General features: G+C 36.2%; 20 protein-coding genes. 6 read left to right on the top strand and 14 right to left on the bottom strand.

What is annotated here, in order from left to right; translation table 11 throughout:
* Window positions 1–755 precede the first annotated feature (755 nt).
* Together RZN25_03640 and RZN25_03635 are read left to right on the top strand one after the other, a co-directional pair.
* Window positions 756–1,454: a helix-turn-helix domain-containing protein gene (locus RZN25_03640; GenBank protein MEQ6375917.1), complete on the top strand. Its 699-nt coding sequence runs from the start codon at window positions 756–758 to the stop codon at window positions 1,452–1,454.
* A 180-nt stretch (window positions 1,455–1,634) separates the two neighbouring features.
* The gene (locus RZN25_03635) at window positions 1,635–1,874 is read left to right on the top strand and encodes a DUF2626 domain-containing protein (protein ID MEQ6375916.1); all 240 of its coding nucleotides are present in this window, start codon (window positions 1,635–1,637) and stop codon (window positions 1,872–1,874) included.
* A 302-nt stretch (window positions 1,875–2,176) separates the two neighbouring features.
* Here RZN25_03635 and RZN25_03630 read toward each other — a convergent pair whose 3' ends face one another.
* Entirely contained in the window at window positions 2,177–3,289 is a 1,113-nt protein-coding gene (locus RZN25_03630) for an SAM-dependent methyltransferase (protein ID MEQ6375915.1), read from the bottom strand.
* A gap of 308 nt (window positions 3,290–3,597) precedes the next feature.
* Window positions 3,598–4,227, bottom strand: a complete 630-nt coding sequence (locus RZN25_03625) for an MBL fold metallo-hydrolase (protein ID MEQ6375914.1) — start codon at window positions 4,225–4,227, stop codon at window positions 3,598–3,600.
* Window positions 4,228–4,384: 157 nt separating this feature from the next.
* Here RZN25_03625 and RZN25_03620 point away from each other — a divergent pair, with 157 nt between their 5' ends.
* Entirely contained in the window at window positions 4,385–4,561 is a 177-nt protein-coding gene (locus tag RZN25_03620; protein ID MEQ6375913.1) for a DUF2759 domain-containing protein, read from the top strand.
* 604 nt (window positions 4,562–5,165) lie between these two features.
* Here the strand turns inward: RZN25_03620 and RZN25_03615 are convergent.
* The 5 genes from RZN25_03615 to RZN25_03595 all read right to left on the bottom strand — a co-directional run bounded on the left by RZN25_03615 (window position 5,166) and on the right by RZN25_03595 (window position 11,652).
* On the bottom strand, window positions 5,166–7,022 hold the full coding sequence (locus RZN25_03615) for an LTA synthase family protein (protein MEQ6375912.1): 1,857 nt from the start codon (window positions 7,020–7,022) through the stop codon (window positions 5,166–5,168).
* Between the two features lie 233 nt (window positions 7,023–7,255).
* The gene (locus RZN25_03610; GenBank protein ID MEQ6375911.1) at window positions 7,256–8,233 is read right to left on the bottom strand and encodes an ROK family glucokinase; all 978 of its coding nucleotides are present in this window, start codon (window positions 8,231–8,233) and stop codon (window positions 7,256–7,258) included.
* 17 nt (window positions 8,234–8,250) lie between these two features.
* Window positions 8,251–8,448: a YqgQ family protein gene (locus tag RZN25_03605; GenBank protein MEQ6375910.1), complete on the bottom strand. Its 198-nt coding sequence runs from the start codon at window positions 8,446–8,448 to the stop codon at window positions 8,251–8,253.
* A gap of 631 nt (window positions 8,449–9,079) precedes the next feature.
* On the bottom strand, window positions 9,080–10,534 hold the full coding sequence (locus RZN25_03600) for a spore germination protein (protein ID MEQ6375909.1): 1,455 nt from the start codon (window positions 10,532–10,534) through the stop codon (window positions 9,080–9,082).
* Window positions 10,535–10,602: 68 nt separating this feature from the next.
* Window positions 10,603–11,652: a M42 family metallopeptidase gene (locus RZN25_03595; GenBank protein ID MEQ6375908.1), complete on the bottom strand. Its 1,050-nt coding sequence runs from the start codon at window positions 11,650–11,652 to the stop codon at window positions 10,603–10,605.
* A 132-nt stretch (window positions 11,653–11,784) separates the two neighbouring features.
* Between RZN25_03595 and RZN25_03590 the strand changes: the two genes are divergently transcribed.
* The gene (locus RZN25_03590) at window positions 11,785–12,666 is read left to right on the top strand and encodes a hypothetical protein (protein ID MEQ6375907.1); all 882 of its coding nucleotides are present in this window, start codon (window positions 11,785–11,787) and stop codon (window positions 12,664–12,666) included.
* On the opposite strand, the gene RZN25_03585 is transcribed toward RZN25_03590, so the two are convergent.
* The 6 genes from RZN25_03585 to rpmG form a co-directional block, all read right to left on the bottom strand.
* Window positions 12,640–14,196, bottom strand: coding sequence for a rhomboid family intramembrane serine protease (locus RZN25_03585; protein ID MEQ6375906.1), 1,557 nt, complete (start codon window positions 14,194–14,196; stop codon window positions 12,640–12,642). The genes RZN25_03590 and RZN25_03585 overlap by 27 nt on opposite strands.
* An 85-nt stretch (window positions 14,197–14,281) precedes the next feature.
* Window positions 14,282–14,482 (bottom strand): sodium:proton antiporter, encoded by a 201-nt coding sequence (locus RZN25_03580; protein ID MEQ6375905.1) that lies wholly within the window; start codon window positions 14,480–14,482, stop codon window positions 14,282–14,284.
* Window positions 14,483–14,531: 49 nt separating this feature from the next.
* On the bottom strand, window positions 14,532–15,500 hold the full coding sequence (locus RZN25_03575) for an L-lactate dehydrogenase (protein MEQ6375904.1): 969 nt from the start codon (window positions 15,498–15,500) through the stop codon (window positions 14,532–14,534).
* A 72-nt stretch (window positions 15,501–15,572) separates the two neighbouring features.
* On the bottom strand, window positions 15,573–16,352 hold the full coding sequence (locus tag RZN25_03570; protein ID MEQ6375903.1) for a DUF92 domain-containing protein: 780 nt from the start codon (window positions 16,350–16,352) through the stop codon (window positions 15,573–15,575).
* Entirely contained in the window at window positions 16,349–16,912 is a 564-nt protein-coding gene (locus RZN25_03565) for a 5-formyltetrahydrofolate cyclo-ligase (protein ID MEQ6375902.1), read from the bottom strand. Before RZN25_03565 ends, RZN25_03570 begins: the two co-directional genes overlap by 4 nt.
* A gap of 238 nt (window positions 16,913–17,150) precedes the next feature.
* Complete coding sequence (gene rpmG, locus RZN25_03560) at window positions 17,151–17,300, bottom strand: 50S ribosomal protein L33 (GenBank protein ID MEQ6375901.1); 150 nt, start codon at window positions 17,298–17,300, stop codon at window positions 17,151–17,153.
* 429 nt (window positions 17,301–17,729) lie between these two features.
* Between rpmG and RZN25_03555 the strand changes: the two genes are divergently transcribed.
* Both RZN25_03555 and RZN25_03550 read left to right on the top strand, forming a co-directional pair.
* The gene (locus RZN25_03555; GenBank protein ID MEQ6375900.1) at window positions 17,730–18,116 is read left to right on the top strand and encodes a hypothetical protein; all 387 of its coding nucleotides are present in this window, start codon (window positions 17,730–17,732) and stop codon (window positions 18,114–18,116) included.
* Entirely contained in the window at window positions 18,113–18,595 is a 483-nt protein-coding gene (locus tag RZN25_03550) for a hypothetical protein (protein ID MEQ6375899.1), read from the top strand. The genes RZN25_03555 and RZN25_03550 overlap by 4 nt, the downstream gene beginning before the upstream one ends.
* A 237-nt stretch (window positions 18,596–18,832) precedes the next feature.
* Here the strand turns inward: RZN25_03550 and RZN25_03545 are convergent, their stop codons facing one another.
* Window positions 18,833–20,986, bottom strand: coding sequence for a penicillin-binding protein 2 (locus tag RZN25_03545; protein MEQ6375898.1), 2,154 nt, complete (start codon window positions 20,984–20,986; stop codon window positions 18,833–18,835).

Genomic DNA, 20,986 nt, shown 5'->3' with positions numbered 1-20,986 from the left:
ACCTTGGTACCCTACTTACGGCCCAAGATAGATAGAAACAACGTAGGGGCACGATTTGCTATTGATTTTCCAAATCGCTTCTTCCGATTGATTTTCCCATTCTTTTGATTACGAGTAGTATGTTTCGAACGCTTTTGCAAGGACTGAAACCGCATGGTTTCGACTCGAACATCAGAACTGAGAGAGAGGATTTCATTCTCCGATTTTTCATGTACCATTTCCCGTTGAACCTTGATCTTACGATAATGTTCTTTTCTTTTTTTACGCAACTTCTCGTGTTTTTTAGAATATGTCCGGGTTAGCTTTCCTTTTTTCATGGTGACATTTCGAAAAATTTTGAGGGTTCGTCTTTCGTTTAGACCTCTCCATTTTACGCTGAATTCGTCTTACTTCTTTTTCATTGGTTTGGCATTCTGGTGCTAGTTTTTGTAGCTCAACTTTGTTTTCGCTACAAACGGCGACAGTTGAGGTTCCAACATCTAAGCCTATCCACTTTTATTCATCGTGAGAAATCTTTCGGTTTCTTTTGGTTGTGGGATAGCCTTCAAACCACCGGTTCAACAATGGTACCCAATATTTGACCTCACTCTCATCCACACCTAAAGGAGTGGGCTTTTCCGTTTGGAAAATCTGTAATAAAATATATCCAATTTGTGTACGTTTTTTTACAAATGCTCTCTAGCCCCTAAATAACATTCCCATGGTAAAAATTATGTACTATAATAAAACTAGAATTTAAGAATGGGGTGAATAAGGTGGAACAAACCTTAAGAATCACAAACGTGCTCAGTGATCCAACAAGATTTTACATTTATCAATATATAACGAAACGCCATTCAGAAGTTACGGTTCAAGAAGTTGCAGATGCGTTTGAAATACACCCAAATGTGGCTCGTCTTCATCTTTCAAAGCTAGAAGATGTTGACATGTTGGTATCAGAAACTAAGAAAACTGGAAAAGGTGGTCGACCTAGCAGACTGTATAGATTGTCTGATGAGGTAGTACAATTAAATTTTCCTTATAGAGACTATCAATTATTATCAAAAATAGCTATACAATCATTCGTTGAACTAGGTCCATTAGGAAGGGACGCCTTGTATCAAACAGGAAAACGTTTTGGAAAAGAAATTATAGATCAAGATCATTCAGGACATACAGAGTCTCCTCATTTAAGTATTGAAAAGAAAATTAACATCATTAAAGATGCATCGACTATGCTTGGATTATTTCCTGAATTCACTTATCGTGAAAAAGAAAATAAGATTTCTTTTAAAATTTTCAATTGTCCATTCAAAGAAGTGGCCCATCATAACCAAGAAGAAGTCTGTAAAATGCATGGCTATTTTATCAAGGGAATGTTTGAATCTCTAATTGGTGAAATTGAATTAACAGAAGAAGATAATTTAATTAATGGTTGTGAAGCATGTTCCTATGAAGTACTTCTCGCCACTTAAAAACCAAGTTCAATTCGCTTGGTTTTTTCTTTATTATTGGGCATAATATAAATAATAGAATTTCGAACGAACTGTGAACATTCGTTTACAATCTTGTGATGAACGTTTATAATAACTATGGGAATTCATTTTATTATACAAATAGAATCGGGATGCCGGAACAAGGAGGGGAATACACAAATGGATCGCGTATTTCGTGTAATAGCTTTTTGGACTGGAATTTTTTCAGTTATGTTCTACGTTGGACATATGTATCCAGCTGCATTACTTTTCATGGTACAAACAGCATTCTTTTTAGCAATTAGTTATTTGAAATTGTCAGAACGTATGTACATGTACATATTTGGTGCCTATTTAACGGTATTTTTTGTCGGTTTTTCCTATTACACCTCATTCATTATGGTTCCAGGGTTTGAATAGACCAATTAGAAAAACTAGGCTTATCGCCAAGTCATAATGGCGAATGCCTAGTTTTTTCATGTACTATAAACTGACTAATGTTATAAATTCTGATAGTGCAATAAAGTAAAACTTCAACCACTCGCCGTCCCTACTAATTGCTAGCACCCTAGGTTGTATTATCTAAAGGCCCTTGGACCAATCGGACATTTACGAGCAGTTTCCCCACCTACTCTTCACGTTTTACATACGATTTATGGTGGGAAACCGCCATTCATGCGGGATTAAAAAGAAGCAATTCCTTTTAAAGGAATTGCTTCTTTTTAATCATTTACATAAAGAGAATGTATAGCCTTTGGGGATAAACTTTTGGATTGTAAGCAAACATCGAAGGAATTCCCTATTCCATCCCCCAAAATTAGGGATCGAATGGCTCGATTTTTTTTACTCTCTGCTGAAAAAGGATCAGTAGAATGATGCTCTACTAATTGATCAAGAATTCCAGTATGCACTAAAAATTCTCTTTGTTTCATTCGGTCTACAAAAGTCCAGCCGAACCCCTGGCCCATTCTTTCAACCACATCCCAATGAACATGATGAGTTATATCCATTTCTCCAGGATCAAGCAATACATTATTTTTCATTTGATGCTTTTGATATCCTCTTAGGCTTCCCTTTTTACGAGATGGATGCTTTCTCTCCTCGGCAGTATAACCATAATCAACAGTCACTATTAAACCCTTAGAAAGTAGATGATCTACTTTTTTAAGTTCCCCTAAGAGAAAGGATGGAACTTCTATACGGAATCCCTCTTCCAAAGACAATTGATTTTTCTCTAACCAATCTTTTCTTTCAGTAGATAACGGTACGTATTTCTCGCATAAATATCCTTTCTGATCCATTGACACCATGATTTCGTAGTCCTTATTGTTCTTTTTTTCAATAACATCAACTGGAAAAGCATCTAACCATTCATTAGAAAAAATAATGCCTTCTAATCCGTTTACCGTTTGAACTGCTTTCTCTAAAGATCCAAATACTTGGAGTTTTTTAAAGCTAAAGGTTCTTTCTTTTATTTTTGCGCGGTGATATGGACTAGACTCAATTATTATATATTCCCATTCACTCTCCAAAAGAGAAGAGGAAAGCTGTTGCGCAAAACGACCATCACCCCCACCGATCTCACAAATTATTTTTGGCATTCCTGTATAACTACATACCTTGCTAAAAAATTCTCCTAATTGCTGAGCAAAAATTTCATGAACAAAACTGGAGGTATAAAAATCTCCTTCTTTTCCAATCTTAGTTTCATTGTTCTGATAATAACCTTCTGTAGGATGGTAAAGGGCAAGTTCAATATATTTTGAATAAGGGATTGCTTTATTTGAAGACTGCTCAATCTCATGATGAATTGCTTGTATTAAATTTTTCCTCAAAAAAATTCTCCTTTTCCGTTTAACACTATTGACATAGTGTTAATGTTGTTATATAGTTTCAATAGTAGCTTAACTTTTATCCCTAACCAACAAAAGAACAGAGCACATCCCCCCTAAATCCTTTCTTCTTTCGAAGAAAGGATTTTTTTCATATTATAAATTGAAACTTAAATCAGCCTCCCCCCGCTGAATGTTAGCACTCAAGGTATGACTGACTTAAAGGCCCTTGAACCAATCGGACATTTGCAGTTTATCCCCTGCCTACTCTTTTCGTTTCACTTAAGACTTAAGGTGGGTATTACTACCCGTTAATCCGGGATAAAGGGGTTTGTTGATTTCTCAAACCATACAGATGTTTTTGGACCATGCCCAGGATAAATATCAAAAGGATCAGGATATAGAAAGATTTTTTCTTTTATACTCTTAAGAAGTTGATCAAAATCTCCACCTGGTAAATCAGTTCTCCCAATCCCCCCTTGAAATAGGAGATCTCCTCCAATGATCATTGTTGCTTCTTCAAATACAAAACTAACGCTTCCTGGAGAGTGCCCTGGAGTATGTAAAACTTGAAATTGAAAATTTCCAATCTTATATTTATCCTCATGCATAAGAAAATCTGGGCCCCTTTCAGTCGTTATATCACCTAACCCAAACCACTTTGATCCATTTAATGAAGAATCTTGAAGCCACTCCTTCTCTTCTTCATGAAGATAAACTGGTAGTTGTTGAAAATGGTTTCGGAAAAAGTCAATTCCACCAATATGATCAAAATGAGCATGAGTCAAGAGGATAGCAATTGGATTTAATTCATTTTCTTTTAAAAAGGAGACGATTTCGGCTGATTCTCCTCCTGGATCAATGATCAATGCTTCCTTTCCTTCAAATAAAATATACGCATTTGTTCCTAGGGATCCCAAAGAGTATTGCTTAATTTCCATGATTTTACCCCTTTCATTGAGAAATTTAGATTTTTACTCGACAAATACAAGATAATTTTATAAAATGTATGAGGAGAAACTTTATGGCCTATATTACATAGTAGTAAAGAAACTAAAGAATCGCAATATACTTTTTCAACATAAGGAGGTTAGCGAAATGGTTTTAGCAATTTTATTTTTATTTGTTACCATTCTTTGTGTTATCGCTACACTCAGAGAAGTAAAAAGAAAGAATATATTGGCTCTTGGTTTTGCTGGGATATCAGCATTAGTTTTTGGTTGGTTTACAGTTATGACCATGTATTCAGAGCTATTTACTTCAGCAGCCCATTAATATCTTTAACAGACATCGGTTATACGATGTCTGTTTTTATTTGTTCAACTAAAAAATAAAGTGACATTTCAATTAGTCGCCGTCCCACACTGATTGTTAGTACCTAAGAGTATGACCTAAAGGCCTTGAACCAATCGGACTTATCTTTGCAATCAGGTAATTATTGCAATCTCGGAAGATTCCAAGTCGTTTCCGGCTTGTTTCTTTTCTGAGTTTCTCTTTCAATCGTTGTTTTACCAACCTACTTGGCCGACATCCTACTTTCCCAAGAAATTTTGGATAGTAAACCCCAGAAAGGTTGCTGTTGTTGCCCCGCACACTTTACTTTTCTTTTGGTTAATCGTTAATTGTAAATCTTTTTCGATGTATTTTGTAATGCTTCCCATAACCCGTTCGCCCACTTCAGCCTTGGATATATAGTTTCTGTTCGTCAGTTCAAGAATTCGCTTCCGGCTTCCTTCAGATCCCTCCTCACGGAGGAGACACCCTTGTCATTAGCAAAGAGTTCTTACTGCCAGGCCTGTAATGGACTTACACCACCAAGTTATCGCCATGCCGGGCACACAAAAAGAAAAGAATGCTTGCTAAATAGCAAGCATTCTTTTTATTTTTTAGTGAAAAAACGAAGAAGATCCCCATAAATTACTTGATCAGAAGTCTCTAATTCTTCACTTACCTGCTCTTTAAATGGTTCACAAGACTCCCCGTTATTTTCAATTCCTGTGAGTCTATCATAACATTTTGATTCTGTGTAAATAGAATCATTCGTAATAAAGCTTCCATTTCTCAAAGCAATATACGGTTTTCTTTCTTCAGCAAACAAATCAGAACCAAAGCTAATATCATTTCCAGTCTCAAGGCCAAGAAGGTTCATGATCGTTGGTTTTATATCAATTTGCCCGCCAATATTAGTCATAACTTTATTGTTCTCATATCCAGGTATATGAATGAACAATGGTACTCTCTGCAGTTGAATGTGATCATATGGTGTAATCTCATCCTTACCTAGAAACTGGCTCATTGCTTTATTGTGATATTCACTAATCCCATAATGGTCTCCATATAAAACGATGATAGATTCTTCATATAAACCAGATTCTTTTAGTAAGTCAAAGAACTCTTTAAGTGAATCGTCCGTGTAACGTGCTGTCTGTATATATTGATTTAATGTTTTCGAATTAGAATCATATTTGTCAATATTAGCTTCTTCTTGTGGCAAATCAAAAGGAAAATGATTTGTCAAAGTGATGAATCTTGAATAAAAGGGTTTTGGTAATGTTTCTAAATACTTAATGGATTGCTCGAAGAACGCTTTATCACTAAGTCCCCATCCTATAGTATTTTCCTCTGTCAATTGATAATACTCTTCTGAGAAGAAGTGATCGAAATCTAAAGCATCATACATTACATCACGATTCCAGAAACTTTTGTTGTTAGCGTGAAATACACTGGTAGCGTATCCTTGCTCGCCTAAGATTTCCGGAAATGAAGTATATTCATTTTGTCCATGAGTGAAAAATACAGCTCCTCTTGGTAATGGATATAATGAGTTTTCTACTAAAAATTCAGAGTCAGAAGTTTTTCCTTGCTCTGTTTGATGATAGAAATTCTCGAAATAAAAACTTTCGCTTATAAGATCATTTAAGAAAGGTGTGATTTCTTCCCCATTATGGGTTTCATTTATTACAAAAGCCTGAAGTGACTCCATAGATATATAAATGACGTTCTTACCTTCAGCAATTCCTTTTAGTTCCTCATTTACATCGTCTGGAATATTTTCCTTGACGTAATTTTCAACATCGTTTATTTCACTACCATCTGCAAATACACGCTGTGCCTTTGTTTTAGAAGATATAACTACATCGTATATATGATAATTAAATAATCCGATATTTTTCACTAAATACTCTCTGTCAAATGCTCTCGTAAATAATTGTGGTCGTTCAATTTCCGCCATGACAAAGTTTACAATTAATAAAGTGAGAGAGAGAGCTGCAACCAAAGTTTTCCTTGGCTTTGCGTAAGAAACGATCATTGGTGACAAATGATTTTTTCTAGTTAACCAAAAAACTAGAATGACATCAAATAATAAAAAGATATCTGTAATCTTAAACAATTCAAGTATACTACCGCCTAGATCTCCAACATTGCTAGATTGGAAAAGTACTGGGATGGTAATAAAATCATTGAAATTCCGGTAAAATAACAAGTTGGCAAAGATGACTACGGTTCCAATCATGGAGGTCCATCGAATAAAAGACGCTTGTCGTTTCGGTTTCATCCATACTCCCAGACCAAAAATAAGAAATGCACTTGCCATTGGGTTAATAAATAAGATCATTTCCTGCATAGGATTTTCAATTGATAAATCAAAGATAAAGCGGTATACAATATAAGTCTTTAGTCCAAACAAAAGCGATGCCAATATATATAATGGAATCCATCGATTTATAGATTTCATATTATTTCTCCTCCCTAGAGGGTTCTACCTCTCCTAGTATTCTATTCCCTTTTTTTTATCTATATAACATTTATACATCAATACATAAGACGTTTGAGAAGATGAAAAAGTTTCAGGTAATTTCTAAAAAACCAATTTTAATAGATTAGACCTATTTTCACCGAAATAGACCTTTTTTACAAAATTTTTAAAGGAATCAAAAAAGGAGAAAAACCTTGCATATACAAGGTTTTTTAAACGATTTCCTTAGATTTTAAATTTTGTTTAACTAAATAGGCTCCACCATAAACACCTGCATCATTTCCTAAAGATGCAATAACAAATTTAACGGCCTCTTTCGTTCTTCCTAATGAAAAGTGATTAAACCATTTCTCTATGCCATCTAATAGAAACTGGCCAGCTTTTGAAACTCCACCGCCGATTACTATTCTTTCCGGGTTTAAAGCTATTGCCAAGTTAGAAAGACTTAGTCCTAATTCCTTAGTTACATATTCAACAATCTCCAAGGCTTTTTGATCCTGATTTTTAGCAGCATCAAAAACATCTTTAGCTGTTAATTCTCCCTTTGCCTCAAAGCGTGCTTTTAACTCACCTGCTTCTGGACGATTTAACGCTTCAATGGCAAGTCTTATGATACCAGTCGCAGAGGCAACTGTTTCTAAGCAGCCATTTCTACCACAATTACATGGAGCACCATCTGCATTTACAGTGATATGCCCAATTTCCCCACCTGTACCATTGGCTCCACTGATTAATACCCCATTTGAGATGATTCCGGCTCCAACACCAGTACCTAGTGTTACACACATTAGGTCATTCGACTGTCTTCCGGATCCCATCCAGTTTTCACCAAGAGCTGCAAGATTTGCATCATTTTCCACAAAAACCGGTATACTGATTAAAGCTTTTAACCTATTCGATAAATCAAAGTTTTTCCATCCAATGTTCACTGCTTGGTATACAAATCCTTCTTTACTATCAACAAATCCCGGTGCTCCCACTCCACATCCTACAAGCTTGGATTTATCTAAATTATATTTACTCACATGTTCATTAATTGAAGATGCTATATCTGTCAAAATATATTGTCCATTATTTTCTATACGCGTAGGGATTTCCCATTTTGCAAGAATTGTCCCATCATCATGAATAAATGCGATTTTGACTGATGTTCCACCAATATCGACCCCAATATATAGTTTACTACTCAATTTAATTCATCCTTTACTCATTGATCTCGTAGACGAGCACTTTCTTGACGAAGTAACAAAATCGCCATTTGATATTCTTGTGTTGAAATACACTGTGATTGAAATAATTCTTTCACTTCAGCTTCCATTAATTCAAGATCAGCTAGACGATCCCCAATATATATTATGGTACCGAATTTTTTTAGTAGCTGTTGAACATCATATATTGTATTCATATCGCATCACCATGAACCATTATAACAACTTAATTCGCAAAATGGAAATTAAAAATTACCTATTTTTAAAATGTAACCGCATTTATTTTTGACATAAGACAGGTAAGAAAAACGCAAGCGCCCTTCTAAACAAGAAAAGCACTTGTTTCTGCGAAGTAGCTCTAAGTAGCTTTCCTTACTCGGGGCAAAAACTTTGAAGATTACTTGATGAAGCTGTTTCGCTGGAGCTAGACAAATTTTATACTTTTGTATGAAAACATACCCTGTAAAACTTTTGTATACGTGATCTAGTCACAATAGATGGTACTTCTATATCGGCACAACCCGTTTCTTATGCAGGGTATTCTTTTTCAGAATCCACCAATGTATATTTCGATCTGGTCATGTTGTTATTAAAGGTATTCCCAAAGATGAACAAGATTTATCCTCCTTGTTTGATTAGGAATCCATTTTCATGGTAGATGGTGGCTCCGCGAAGCCAGGCATAATGATTCTTATATAGTAAGAAAAGTTCATCGAATGGCGAGCCTTTAGGCGACGTTCAAAGTATTAGCTTTTCTTATACTTCGTACTTAAAAATTTTAACTACGTTAATTTTACACTTTAACGTGAAGAAGATCCTAATCGATTTTTATCGATCAGGATCTTGAGGATCAAGTATATATGGTCTTCGATTTTTTAATGGTATTGGCGCTCTAAATATAACATCTCTCATAGATCGATAGGAAAATGGTAAAAACGGCCAAAGATATGGTATTTGGAAGGACGTCATTCGAGCTAGATATAGGATCCATAGTGTTATACCGATCATAAATCCAATTGGACCAAACATTGCTGCAACTATTAGAAAAAATAGTCTAGCTAATCGATTGGCTAGGCTCATTTCATAGCTTGGTGTTGCAAAAGTCCCTATGGCAGCAATAGACAAATAAAGAACGACTTCATACGAAAACAGTCCTACTTCTACTGCAACCTGTCCAATTAAAATGGCAGCCACCAACCCTAGTGCCGTTGCAAGAGCAGACGGAGTGTGAATTGCAGCCATCCTTAAGATATCTATCCCTACCTCAGCAAACAAAAATTGAGCAATAAGGGGAATGGTGTAATCCTCTGATATTCCTATAAAGCTTAACCCTTCAGGTAATAGTTCTGAATTTGTCGCTAGCAAATACCAAAGTGGCAGAATAAATAAAGAGGCAAAGACTGCTATAAATCGAACAATTCTTAAATAAGCGCCTATCATTGGTTTTTGACGATACTCTTCTGCGTGCTGTAGGTGATGCCAAAAAGTTGAAGGAGTTATCATTGCACTTGGCGATCCATCGATAAAAATGATGACATGCCCCTCAAATAAGTGAGAGGCAGCTGTATCAGGCCTTTCCGTATATCTTACAGAAGGATATGGATTCCAGTGTTTACCAAATATATATTCTTCGACTGTCTTTTCTGCCATTGGTATTCCATCTGTATCAATTTTACTCAGAGTATCTTTAATATGTTGTACAAAGGATAGGTCTGCGATGTCTTCCAAATAAGATATACAAACATCTGTTTTCGACCTTCTCCCGATTTGCATATACTCAGAACGAAGACTACGATCTCTTACTCTTCTTCGTGTTAGAGCAGTGTTAAATACAATAGTCTCCACATACCCATCACGAGCCCCTCTTACAACCCGTTCTATATCAGGCTCTTGTGGGCCACGAACAGGATAAGTCCTTGCATCGATCATAATAACAGAAGGAACACCTTCTACTACAAGAGCAGTTGGCCCTGCTAATACTGCATCGACCACTTTATCTAGATCCTCAACCTCTTCTAATTCTACATACGGAAGGTGGGTTTTTAAGAGACGTTGTAGGGGCTTGGGTTCCAAGTCTTCTTCCGAAAGTTGACTTAGCCCCCACATGATCCGTTGAAGGATATCATCTTTTACAAAGCCATCAATCATATACAGTGCCATACGTTTGCCAGCATATTCTAAATCTAACTGAATGACATCAAAGCTCTTATCGACTCCCAATTCCTCACGCAAATAAGCAATACGCTGATCAAAGGAACGAGCCGCTTCTTTCTTTAAGTCCACGCTAATCACCTATCTTCCTGTCATACTCAGTAATTAGCGTGTACTTCTTTTAAGAATTCATTCACAAATTACTCACTGATCATTGGCTCTTGAAGATAATGATAGATAAGATCATATGTTGCTATTAGTGAAGATTCATGTGTCCTTTCAAATGCATGGGAAGCATCTATACCTGGCCCAATTAATCCATGTCGAATGTCATATCCTGACCGAATGGCCGCCGATGCGTCAGATCCGTAGTATGGGTATATATCAACAGTATACGGGAGCTTATTTCTTTTAGCTATTTCACTTAGTTGTTTCCTGAGTAAATAATGATAGGGCCCCGATGAGTCTTTAGCACAGATGGAAACATCAAACTCACTGGAGCTTTGACCATCGCCAATTGCTCCCATATCTACAGCAATATATTCTACAGTTTGTGAGGGCAAAGAAGCATTGCCACCATACCCTATTTCTTCGTTATTTGAAAAATAAAAGTTAGTAGTATAAGGTATTTCCACTTTTTCCCTTCTTAAAGATATTACCAGTTGTAGTAAAATGGCTGCCGATGCTTTATCATCAAGGTGTCTTGATTTAACAAAACCACTCTCCGATACTTGATAACGTGGATCAAAGGATACGAAATCTCCAACTTCAATCCCCAAACTCCTTACATCATTAGCAGATTTCACCTTTTCATCTAGACGTACTTCAATGTTTTCTTCATTCCTTTTAACATCACCAGCATTTTTATACACATGGACGGAAGTTTGATGGATGAGAATGGTCCCTGTGACATTTTGGTCATTGGAGGAGTGAATCGTGCAATATTCTCCTTCCACACTATTCCAACGAAATCCTCCAATCATAGATAAGGAAAGCCTACCATCACTCTTTATTTCTTTCACCATTGCACCTAATGTATCTACATGTGCTGTTAATAAGCGCTGCTGATCTTTATTTTGACCTTCAATGGTAGCTATTAGCGCACCCTTTGCATTTCTTTCTGTATAAATTCCTTCACTTCGAAGCAAATTTTCACAGAAACGAATAACATCTGAAGTGTAACCTGATGGGCTAGGTATAGAAACTAACTGTCCTAAAATTTCAATAATAGATTGACTTTTATTGCTCATATGTAAAACCCCTTTCTACTTCCTATAATTATTCCTTCATTACATTTCCATTTTATAAAGAATAAATAGTACTCACCCTTCATAGTGTTTATAGACAAGTTATTTAACCACTAAGACAAGGGAGTATAATATATGAAAAAAAAATTAACCATATGGTTTATCTTTATTGCTTGTTCCTTTTTATTCCTTTTTCTCTTCGGAAAAGGAACTGGTATAGGAGAACAGCCAGTTATAAAATATTTCCCCCTTGAAACGGATGTTTATTATAAAAAAGCTAGCACAGATTTGCAGGTAAACGAGCAAACTGATGAGGATGAATATGAAATTGACTGGGGTGTCTCATCAGAACTAGACAAGCCTGCTTATTTGAGACAGGATATTTCTCTCTTATATGCTGATGGCATTCTCATAGGAATGATTGGGAAATGGAAACAAGATACAGCTCTTTTATCTCAAAGGACTACTATTCATGGAGAGGACCATAATCATTATTCTTCCATTTCCTATCATCATTCTGAAATACATTACCCTGATGATCAAATTAAAAGTATACAACTAATGTCTAAAGATGAACTATATGTTATTGATTCACCTATGTCACCTTTAGAATCTTTTAAAAAGCCTGAAACAAATCAAGAGCAGGAATGGAAAGAGACACTGGATCATGCAACTAGTCAACAACTTGAAGTTTATTGGGAGAAATGGATGAATTACTTTCAGATTCCAAAGGAAAACTATCATCTCATTCCACTTACCTCGTTACCTGAATATAATCAAAAGCCTTTGCCTGGACTTTCCATGGATGATTCTCAAAGGGTGATTGGTCAGTTATGGGAAGGTCTTTATCGTGAATATTTCCTTCGTGCAAAAATGGAGAAATCACCTAAAAGAAGCGTTCTTAAAAAACCAATTCCACTAATATTGTTGCAAAAAAACAGCAAACAACTGCTTGTTCTTTTTGAAGATAGAAGTGGCCGAATTGAAAAACTAATTCAGTTCATCGACCCGATTTAAATATTGTTCAACTTTTTGAATATCAGGATGATTGGGATCAATCTCTTTTGCTCTATTAACCATTTCTTGGGCTTCGGATTGATCTCCTTTTTCTATATACAAAAGACTTAAGTAATAATATGATGCAATATCCTGGTTATCTTCTTTTATGACTTTTTCAAAATCTTCAATTGCTAAATCAATTTCATCTAATTGAGCTCGGACATAACCGCGAAAAAAATAAAATTCTAAAGTATCTGGCGACCAAGCAATATCTCTTGTTAAAAGACTTTCTGCTTTTTCAAACCTTTCCTGTTGTATAAGATTTTGTGTAAGATCCAGTTCCGTCCTAATATCTAACTGTTCTCGACTATCGCTAAATCCATAAATAGATAGACCACCGGCAATTAATACCAATGCTATGCCAGCTAAGGTTTGATACCATACATGTTTCATTTTTGGGAAATGGACGAGTTGAGCAGCAAGAAAGCCGCCCACTAAGCCACCTATATGAGCACTCATGTCAATTTGGGGTACGGAAAATCCCAAAAGTAAGTTAATCACCAAAATGAATAAAACATTTCTTCCCATAGTTCTGAAAAAAAGTTTTCGATGTACAACGCCAAAAAAAAGCAATGCACCAAACAGGCCAAAAATGGCTCCGGAAGCACCCGCCGCTACATGTACGGTTAAAGAAAAACTGGCAATTCCTCCCACAATTCCGGCTAAGAAATAGATAATGATAAATCGAATGCCCTTATACATTCGCTCCACTATCATGCCTAGATAATAAAGTGCTAACATGTTCATCGCTATGTGAATCCATCCAATGTGAAGAAACATGGAGGATATTATACGCCACCATTCACCCTCCAGGATAGCTGGATTATACTTTGCGCCAAACTGAACTAACTGCAGAGTATTTGTACTTCCACCTGTAAATTCAAGTAAAAAAAACAATATGACATTCAAAGTAATCAAAGCATATGTGATCAAGGGACGCCCGGTTTGAAATAAGTCCTTTACTTCTTTGTCTTTTTGTTTCTTGATATCGAATAGAGTCTGCTGCATATACTGAATTTGCTCTATAAGAACCTCTTCGCTACTGACCGGAATATCCAATTTATTGTAAGAGCCATTAAATACTTGATATAGTTTCGATATTTCTTCTTCTCTATTTTCATCAGTAATGAGATAGGTAGTCCCAACTATTGTCTTCTTTCCTTTTTTCTCAAGTGGGATTTGTATATCTTCCCATTGGTCTACAGGGGGGAACTCGGATATGTATACATTCAGAAATCTTATGTTTTTCCCTAGCAATAAGTTTTCTAATTGTTGGGTTTGACGAAACGATCTTTCTATATCTTGTTTCCACTGATTCGACCAATCAAATGTTTGCTGGGTGGCTCGAATAAGATAAGTAGTCTTTTTTTCTTCTTTTTCTAACCACAATACACCAGGATTTTGCTCTAATTTAAGAATTTCAAAACCTTGATTTACTACAAGATCATATGTAATCTTCCAAAATAAGTAATGTTCTTTTATATACATAAAACCCCCCCTTCCGTTACATCATACCACTTTTGGTTAACATGTACATGCATGGTGTATATGGAAAGGGGACAAAAATTTAAAACTAATAAGATTTCGTTTGAGGACTAGTTCCAAACACGCTTCCCATCATAGCACTTCTTAACTTTGGCCATCTAAAAGCAAATCGGATTCCCAGTTTTCTAATCACACCAACTGACAAAACAGTTGATAAGATGCGATACTTGTATTTCCATAATACGCCAAAAGAAAGAATAATCATGATCATACTCAGGATGCGATTCATATTAAAACCCCTTTCCTTAATTCCTAGGTATAGGATTTGATATGAATCACTATTTTATTCCACCTTCGATTTTTTGAAGAACTGGTGTTAAAGTATCTTTAAGAATTTTAGATGACCTTGCAAACTGTTCCTTTTCCTTTTCATTTAATGGGAGCTCCACAATTTCACGAATTCCTTCCCGGTTCACAATGGCAGGGACCCCAATATAAACATCATCTTCCCCATATTGACCTTCGCAGTAACAGGACACTGTTAAGACTGAATTTTCGTTATGCAAGATGGCTTTTGTTAAACGAACTAACCCCATCGCGATGCCGTAGTATGTGGCACCCTTTCGTTGAATAATATGATAGGCCGCATCTCTTACATTTACGAAAATATTTTCTAAATCAGAAGGTGGATATTTATTAGGGTTAGAGTTTATAAGGTCTTGAATATCTCTTGCCCCTATCGATGCATTACTCCATACAGGAAGTTCTGAGTCTCCGTGTTCCCCAATGATATAGGCATGAATATTTCTTGAATCAACATCAAAATACCTTCCGAGTAGGAATCGAAATCTAGCCGTATCTAGTATGGTACCTGATCCGATGACTTGATGAGAAGGAAGGCCTGAAAACTTCCATGTCATATAGGTTAAAATATCAACTGGATTGGTAGCTACTACAAAAATACCGTTAAACCCTGACTCCATGACATTTTCTACAATCCCCTTAAAGATATAACTATTCTTCTCTACAAGATCCAATCTTGTTTCACCCGGTTTTTGATTGGCACCTGCAGTGATCACTACAATATCAGCATCTTTGCAATCAGAATAATTTCCAAACCAAATTTGCTTGTAAGAAGGGGCAAAAGCCAGACCATGGTTCAAGTCCATAGCATCTCCTTCTGACTTTTCTTTATTGATATCAAGAAGAACTAGTTCATCCGCAATTCCTTGATTTAAGAGGGCAAAGGCGTAACTTGATCCCACAAATCCTGTTCCTATTAATACTACTCTATTTACTCTTCTCATAACTAAAATTCCACTCCTTACTGTTCAATGTATTTTATAGGTTCCCTCTTCTTAAAAATAACCATTCGCTTATCATCTTATTTCAAAGTAAAGGACGGCCAATATAGCAGAAAAGGAGATGGCTATGAAGTTCACGGCATCGTTTTGAAGCCAGTACCATCCCGATTGATGGACTGTTTTCATTTCACAATGGACCTTCTGCTCCGTCAATTGCCCGCATTTTGTACATTTTAACTTTCTTTGCTTTAAAGCACCTAAAATGGTATCTATCCATTGTCCGAAAAAGCCAATCATGCTTAAAATTAGCAAATCTAAAAAGCTAATATTTCTATCCAAGAAAAAAGAAATGGTTACAATAAATGCACTTCCAACAAGAGCCGCGATCGTTCCAAGAACAGAAATTGCTCCAGAGGTACCGGGAGTAACTGATTTCATGGTTCGTATAGATATTGGCCTCTTGGAAGACAAGGGACCAATCTCAGATGCCCAAGTATCACTTGTTGCACAACTAAAGTCCCCTATTATCCCAAACCAAAGTGCTTCTGTTGGATAGGTCATATAAAGGGTTGATAAAAGAGCCGCAACACCTCCATTGGCTAGAACCTGAACTCCATCTCTTTGAGAGCTCTTTTGTTCTATACCATAATAATTGGCTATCCTTTTTCTTCTTTGACTAACTAAGCTAGAGGAGACAAAGAAAGCTCCTAAAATAACGATTCCTTTTAGGCCTACCCCAAACATGATGAGGGAACCCACTATGACAGAAAGAAGGGAACCAGATATCGTCAGCCACTTTTTACGATAGCTTATATAAGCAGCAAGGCAAATGAGTAAGAAGAAAATATACTTCATTTTATTACACCTTTATTACTTATATTGGATTGAATGGGAACATCATGCTCTTCGTGTGGCAGATCCCCATTAAATAATTGCTCTTCAAAAAACACAGATATCGTTTCCCCTTGAAAGTCAACCAAATACCGATCAAAATATCCTCCACCATAACCTATTCGAAAGCCTTTTTTATCAAAAAGAAGTCCTGGTACAATGATTCCTTCTAATTGACTTTTTGTTACAACTCTTGTTTCCATAGGGATAGGTTCATGTAGACCATAAAAAACCACTTCTAATTGATCAAAAGATGTGATTTCATAGAAAGTTAATTTTTTTTGCTTTGGATCACATTTTGGAACACAAATTCTTTTGCCATCCTCCCAACCTGATTGAATTAGTGAATATGTATCTACTTCATGCTCTTGGGAGATGGTTAGACCAATCCAATGGTTGTTCTTCCAAAAAGAGTGGTTTGTAATTAGCCTATGTATATTTTGAGATCGGGCTTCTCTTTCATTTTTAGGAATCTCTTTCAGATAATTTATCATTTCATTTCTTAGCTCTTTTTTTGATTGCATCCAAACACCCCTCTTTTTCTTACAATAAAGAGAAACTTCAATCAGTAGCCGTCCCCCGCTGATTGTTAGTATCCATGGTTATGACCTTGTGGCCCTTGAACCAATCGGACATTTCCGGCAGTTTTCCCCCACCTACTCTTCTCGTTGTACTTATGATTTGAGGTGGAGGTATTATCACCCGTTCATGCGGGGATAAATCCTGATTGTACAAAAAAACAGTAGGAAAACTACCCTACTGTTACTTTGTCTCACGATGCAATGTGTGTCTCTTTAGACGTGGACTGTATTTCTTCAATTCAATACGCTCTGGGTTTTTACGCTTATTTTTAGTCGTAATATAATTACGATCACCAGTCTCTGTACAAGCAAGTGTAATGTTTACACGCATGGTTTATCCCTCCATCTATAAGAACTTCTTTTTTACAATAGCTCCATACTTTATCAGACTTAACTATATTATCAAACTTCGTTTCACTTTTCAAGTAGTGTATGATAATAAAGTGAAACTTCCATCAGCGCTATCCCCACTGATTGTTAGCACCCAAGGGTATGATCAAAAGGCCCTTGAACTAATCGGATATTTACAAGCAGCCAACCATGAGCAAGCTTCACCAACAAGGATGAAAAATTTAATGTTTTATTTTCATGTCAGTTTATCCCCCACCAACTCTTTTTATTTCCCTTAAGACTTGAGGTGGGGGTATTACTGCCTCTTAATGGGGAAAACTTTCTCGAAAAAATATATCAACACTATTAAACCTATGTTATAAATGTAATGTAGACTTAAATGAAACATTCCAAACTAGAGGTGACTCAAATGTACGTAGCAAGCATTACTTTGATTAGTATTTCAATAGTCCTATTTATTGTATCGCTTTTTATGAAAAATCGTTTTAATCAAATAGACGAACAAATAGAACAGTTATCTTTATCCATGATGCAAGAGAATTATCAATTAAAGAAAAAACTAAAAATACTAGAAGAAGAATTATTAGTGACCGACGATTCTCCATTAAGTTTTTCTATTCCTGAACAAAAGGGAAAATCATTTCAAAATGTTCCGTTACTTGTGGAGGTGCAACGACTTTCTAAAGCGGGAAAATCACCGGAAACTATAGCCAAGCAAACTTCCTTAAGCATTTATGATGTCCGTTCCATTCTTCAACAAATACAGAATAGTGAAACAGGAGGGACTTTTTCATGAGGATTATCCTTCAATCCTTTTCTTTAGGGATTTTATTCTCAACCATCCTTCTCTCTGTTCTTTACTTAAATGAAGGCAAAAACAATATCCAACAGGTAGGAAAAATGACACAGTCTGAAATGAAAGCAGAGTTAGAGGAGCATGGATTCTTTGTACTTACATCTGAACAATATGAACAAATACAGTGGCCTGAATCAAGTAATAATGAAAAAGATGTAAATGAGATTAGTTCATCTAATAAAGAAAACACTACTACTCAAGAAAGTGTTATCTATCTGCTACAAATTGAAAGTGGAATGAATTCAGAGTTCATTAGTAAGCTGTTAGAGGAAGAAGATATTATTCAAAACTCCAAAGAATTAGATAAGTACTTACAGGAAACAGGATTGAGTACAAAAATCCAAATAGGCTCATATGAGCTTTCAAGTAAAATGACTTTTGAAGAAATCGCCCGTACCATAACAAAAAATATGGAATAAGAAAAGTGCAGGCGCCCTTCGAAACAAGAAAATCGCTTGTTTCTGCGAAGTAAATTCTCGAGAAGTATTTCTTGTGGCCATCGACGTAAGGGGGTGGACCTCACCTCACCTTAGATTAAGGATCGTTGGCAAAAACTTTGAAGATTACTCCATGAAGCTTTTTGGCTGGAGCTAGACAAATTCTCTAACAACTTATAAATTCTGATACCATAAAAAAGCAGGGGAGCCCCTGCTTTTTTATTCTGTCGTATCTAAATTATTATTTTCTTGTTCTGGTAATTCTCCTTCCGAAGTTTCCTCCGTTTCTGAAGAATCTCCCCCTTCTAGCGATCTCGTATTTCTTTGTTCTTTAAGGTCAAAGTAAGCATCCATGATTCTTCTAGAAATCACTTTATTAATATCATATTCATTCTTTGATCCTGTATCAGGAACAATCACTGCAAAAGCGACCTCAGGCTCATCATATGGAGCGTATCCGACTAGGGTAAGATTTTCAGTGTTAACTCTTGTTACCTTTCCGTCCACAATAGGATAAACCTCATTCTCTGCAGTACCTGTTTTTCCTGCAGGATTATATTTTGCATCCTTAAAGTAAGAAAAAGCAGTCCCACCCGGTTCTTGTAACGCTTGCCTAAAACCCTCTTGGACTAAATCTATATATTCATCATCCATTTCAATTTTGTTCAAAACATCGGAACCCATCTGTGTAACAACAGAACCTAATCCTTCTCCTTCCTCACTAGGATTGCGAATTTCTTTAACCAAGTGTGGTTGAATTCGATATCCATCATTGGCAATAGTCGAAACATATTGGGCCAATTGAAGGGGTGTGTAGGTATCATACTGCCCAATAGCAAAGTCCATCATTTTACCTAACATTAACTCATTACCTTTTAAACCTGTAGATTCGTAGGGCATATCAACACCGGTTGGAACACCTAAACCAAATTGATAAAAGTAATTTCGAAACGTTTGAAAAGACTCTCTATTGTAGGTAGGTTTGATTTCCGGATAATAATCAAATTCTCCTCCTAGCCTCATGGCAATGAAAAACATAAAGACGTTGGAAGATTCTTTTAAGGCCGCAATTGGATTAACATTCCCTAGATTCTGCCATGAACCTTTCGGGGCCGTATCCTTTAATTTTATTGGGCGGTCTTTAATGACTTCATTTTCTCTAATTACACCAGAGTCTAAACCAGATAATACGGTTGCTCCTTTTATCGCTGATCCTGGACGATAAGCCGAAAGAATATTGTTATAGGAAGTATCATAGAACTCTTTATCTTCTTCATCCCAGTGCTGCCCTGAGATCGCTAAAATATCACCAGTTTTGGGTTCAATCATAACTACATTAGTATCAGTTAGATATTTGTTTGCCTGTGGGTGTCTCTCCCGTGCAATTGTTATTTCTTCCTGGATGATTTTATCTACTATTTGTTGAAGTTCAATATCAATGGTAAGGACAAGATCTTTTCCTCTACTACCGTCATGAATAACATCCGAATTGATTACGTTCCCAGCTTTATCCGTGGTATGTTGAACAATTTCTTTTTGACCCTTTAAAACTTGCTCATACTCTTGTTCTAATCCACTAATTCCTACACGATCATTTCTGTTATAATTTTGGGAAAGATAAAATTCTAAATTTTCACTAGGTATACCTTCTTTAGAGGTTGTGATTTTACCAATATAGTTCCCTAATGTATACCCATGTAAATTTTTTCGATCCCAAGCCGTACTTACATCAATTCCCGGTAATTCACTCAAATGCTCTGCAACACGTGCATATTCTTCTTTTGTAACACCCTCGTTTTTTACTGGTTGAGGGGCTAGTGCATAAGCCCGATCTAACTCTCTTTTTATAGCCACAATTTCTAGTTCTGTATCAGAGATTGCGCTTAAGTCTTTTTCAGTTATTCGATCAATAACTAATTGATATTCTTCGTTATTCGAAAGAGCTTCTTTTTCTTCTCCGGTTAACTTCCTATATGCCTCATCTTTTCTTGTCAAGACAAAGTAATCCTTTAAATCCCTTGTCGTTACATCCTTGGGATCCTTTTCAATAAATTGGGCTAATTCCCCAGCAAGGTCTAGGTGGTCTTGCTGTGAACTTGCCCCTGTTGTGGTATACGTAATGGCGTACTTCGGCTCATTATCAACAATTAAGTTCCCAAAACGGTCATACATTTTACCGCGTGGAACTGGGATTTCAGTTTTTACATTTTCTGTCCGATTTATTTCATCCTGCGCTTCTTGTCCATAAAGGATTTGTACCACGCCTAGTTGTAAAATTAAAATGGAGAATAACAGAAAGACCACAAAGAAAAGGATATTTAAACGAAAGGGAAGCTGTGCTTTCTTTTTCTTGTTTTTGTTTTGTTCTACCAT

Source organism: Bacillaceae bacterium S4-13-56, assembly GCA_040191315.1.
Classification (GTDB): Bacteria; Bacillota; Bacilli; order Bacillales; family JAWJLM01; genus JAWJLM01.
This window is presented reverse-complemented; position numbering and strand designations above follow the sequence as displayed.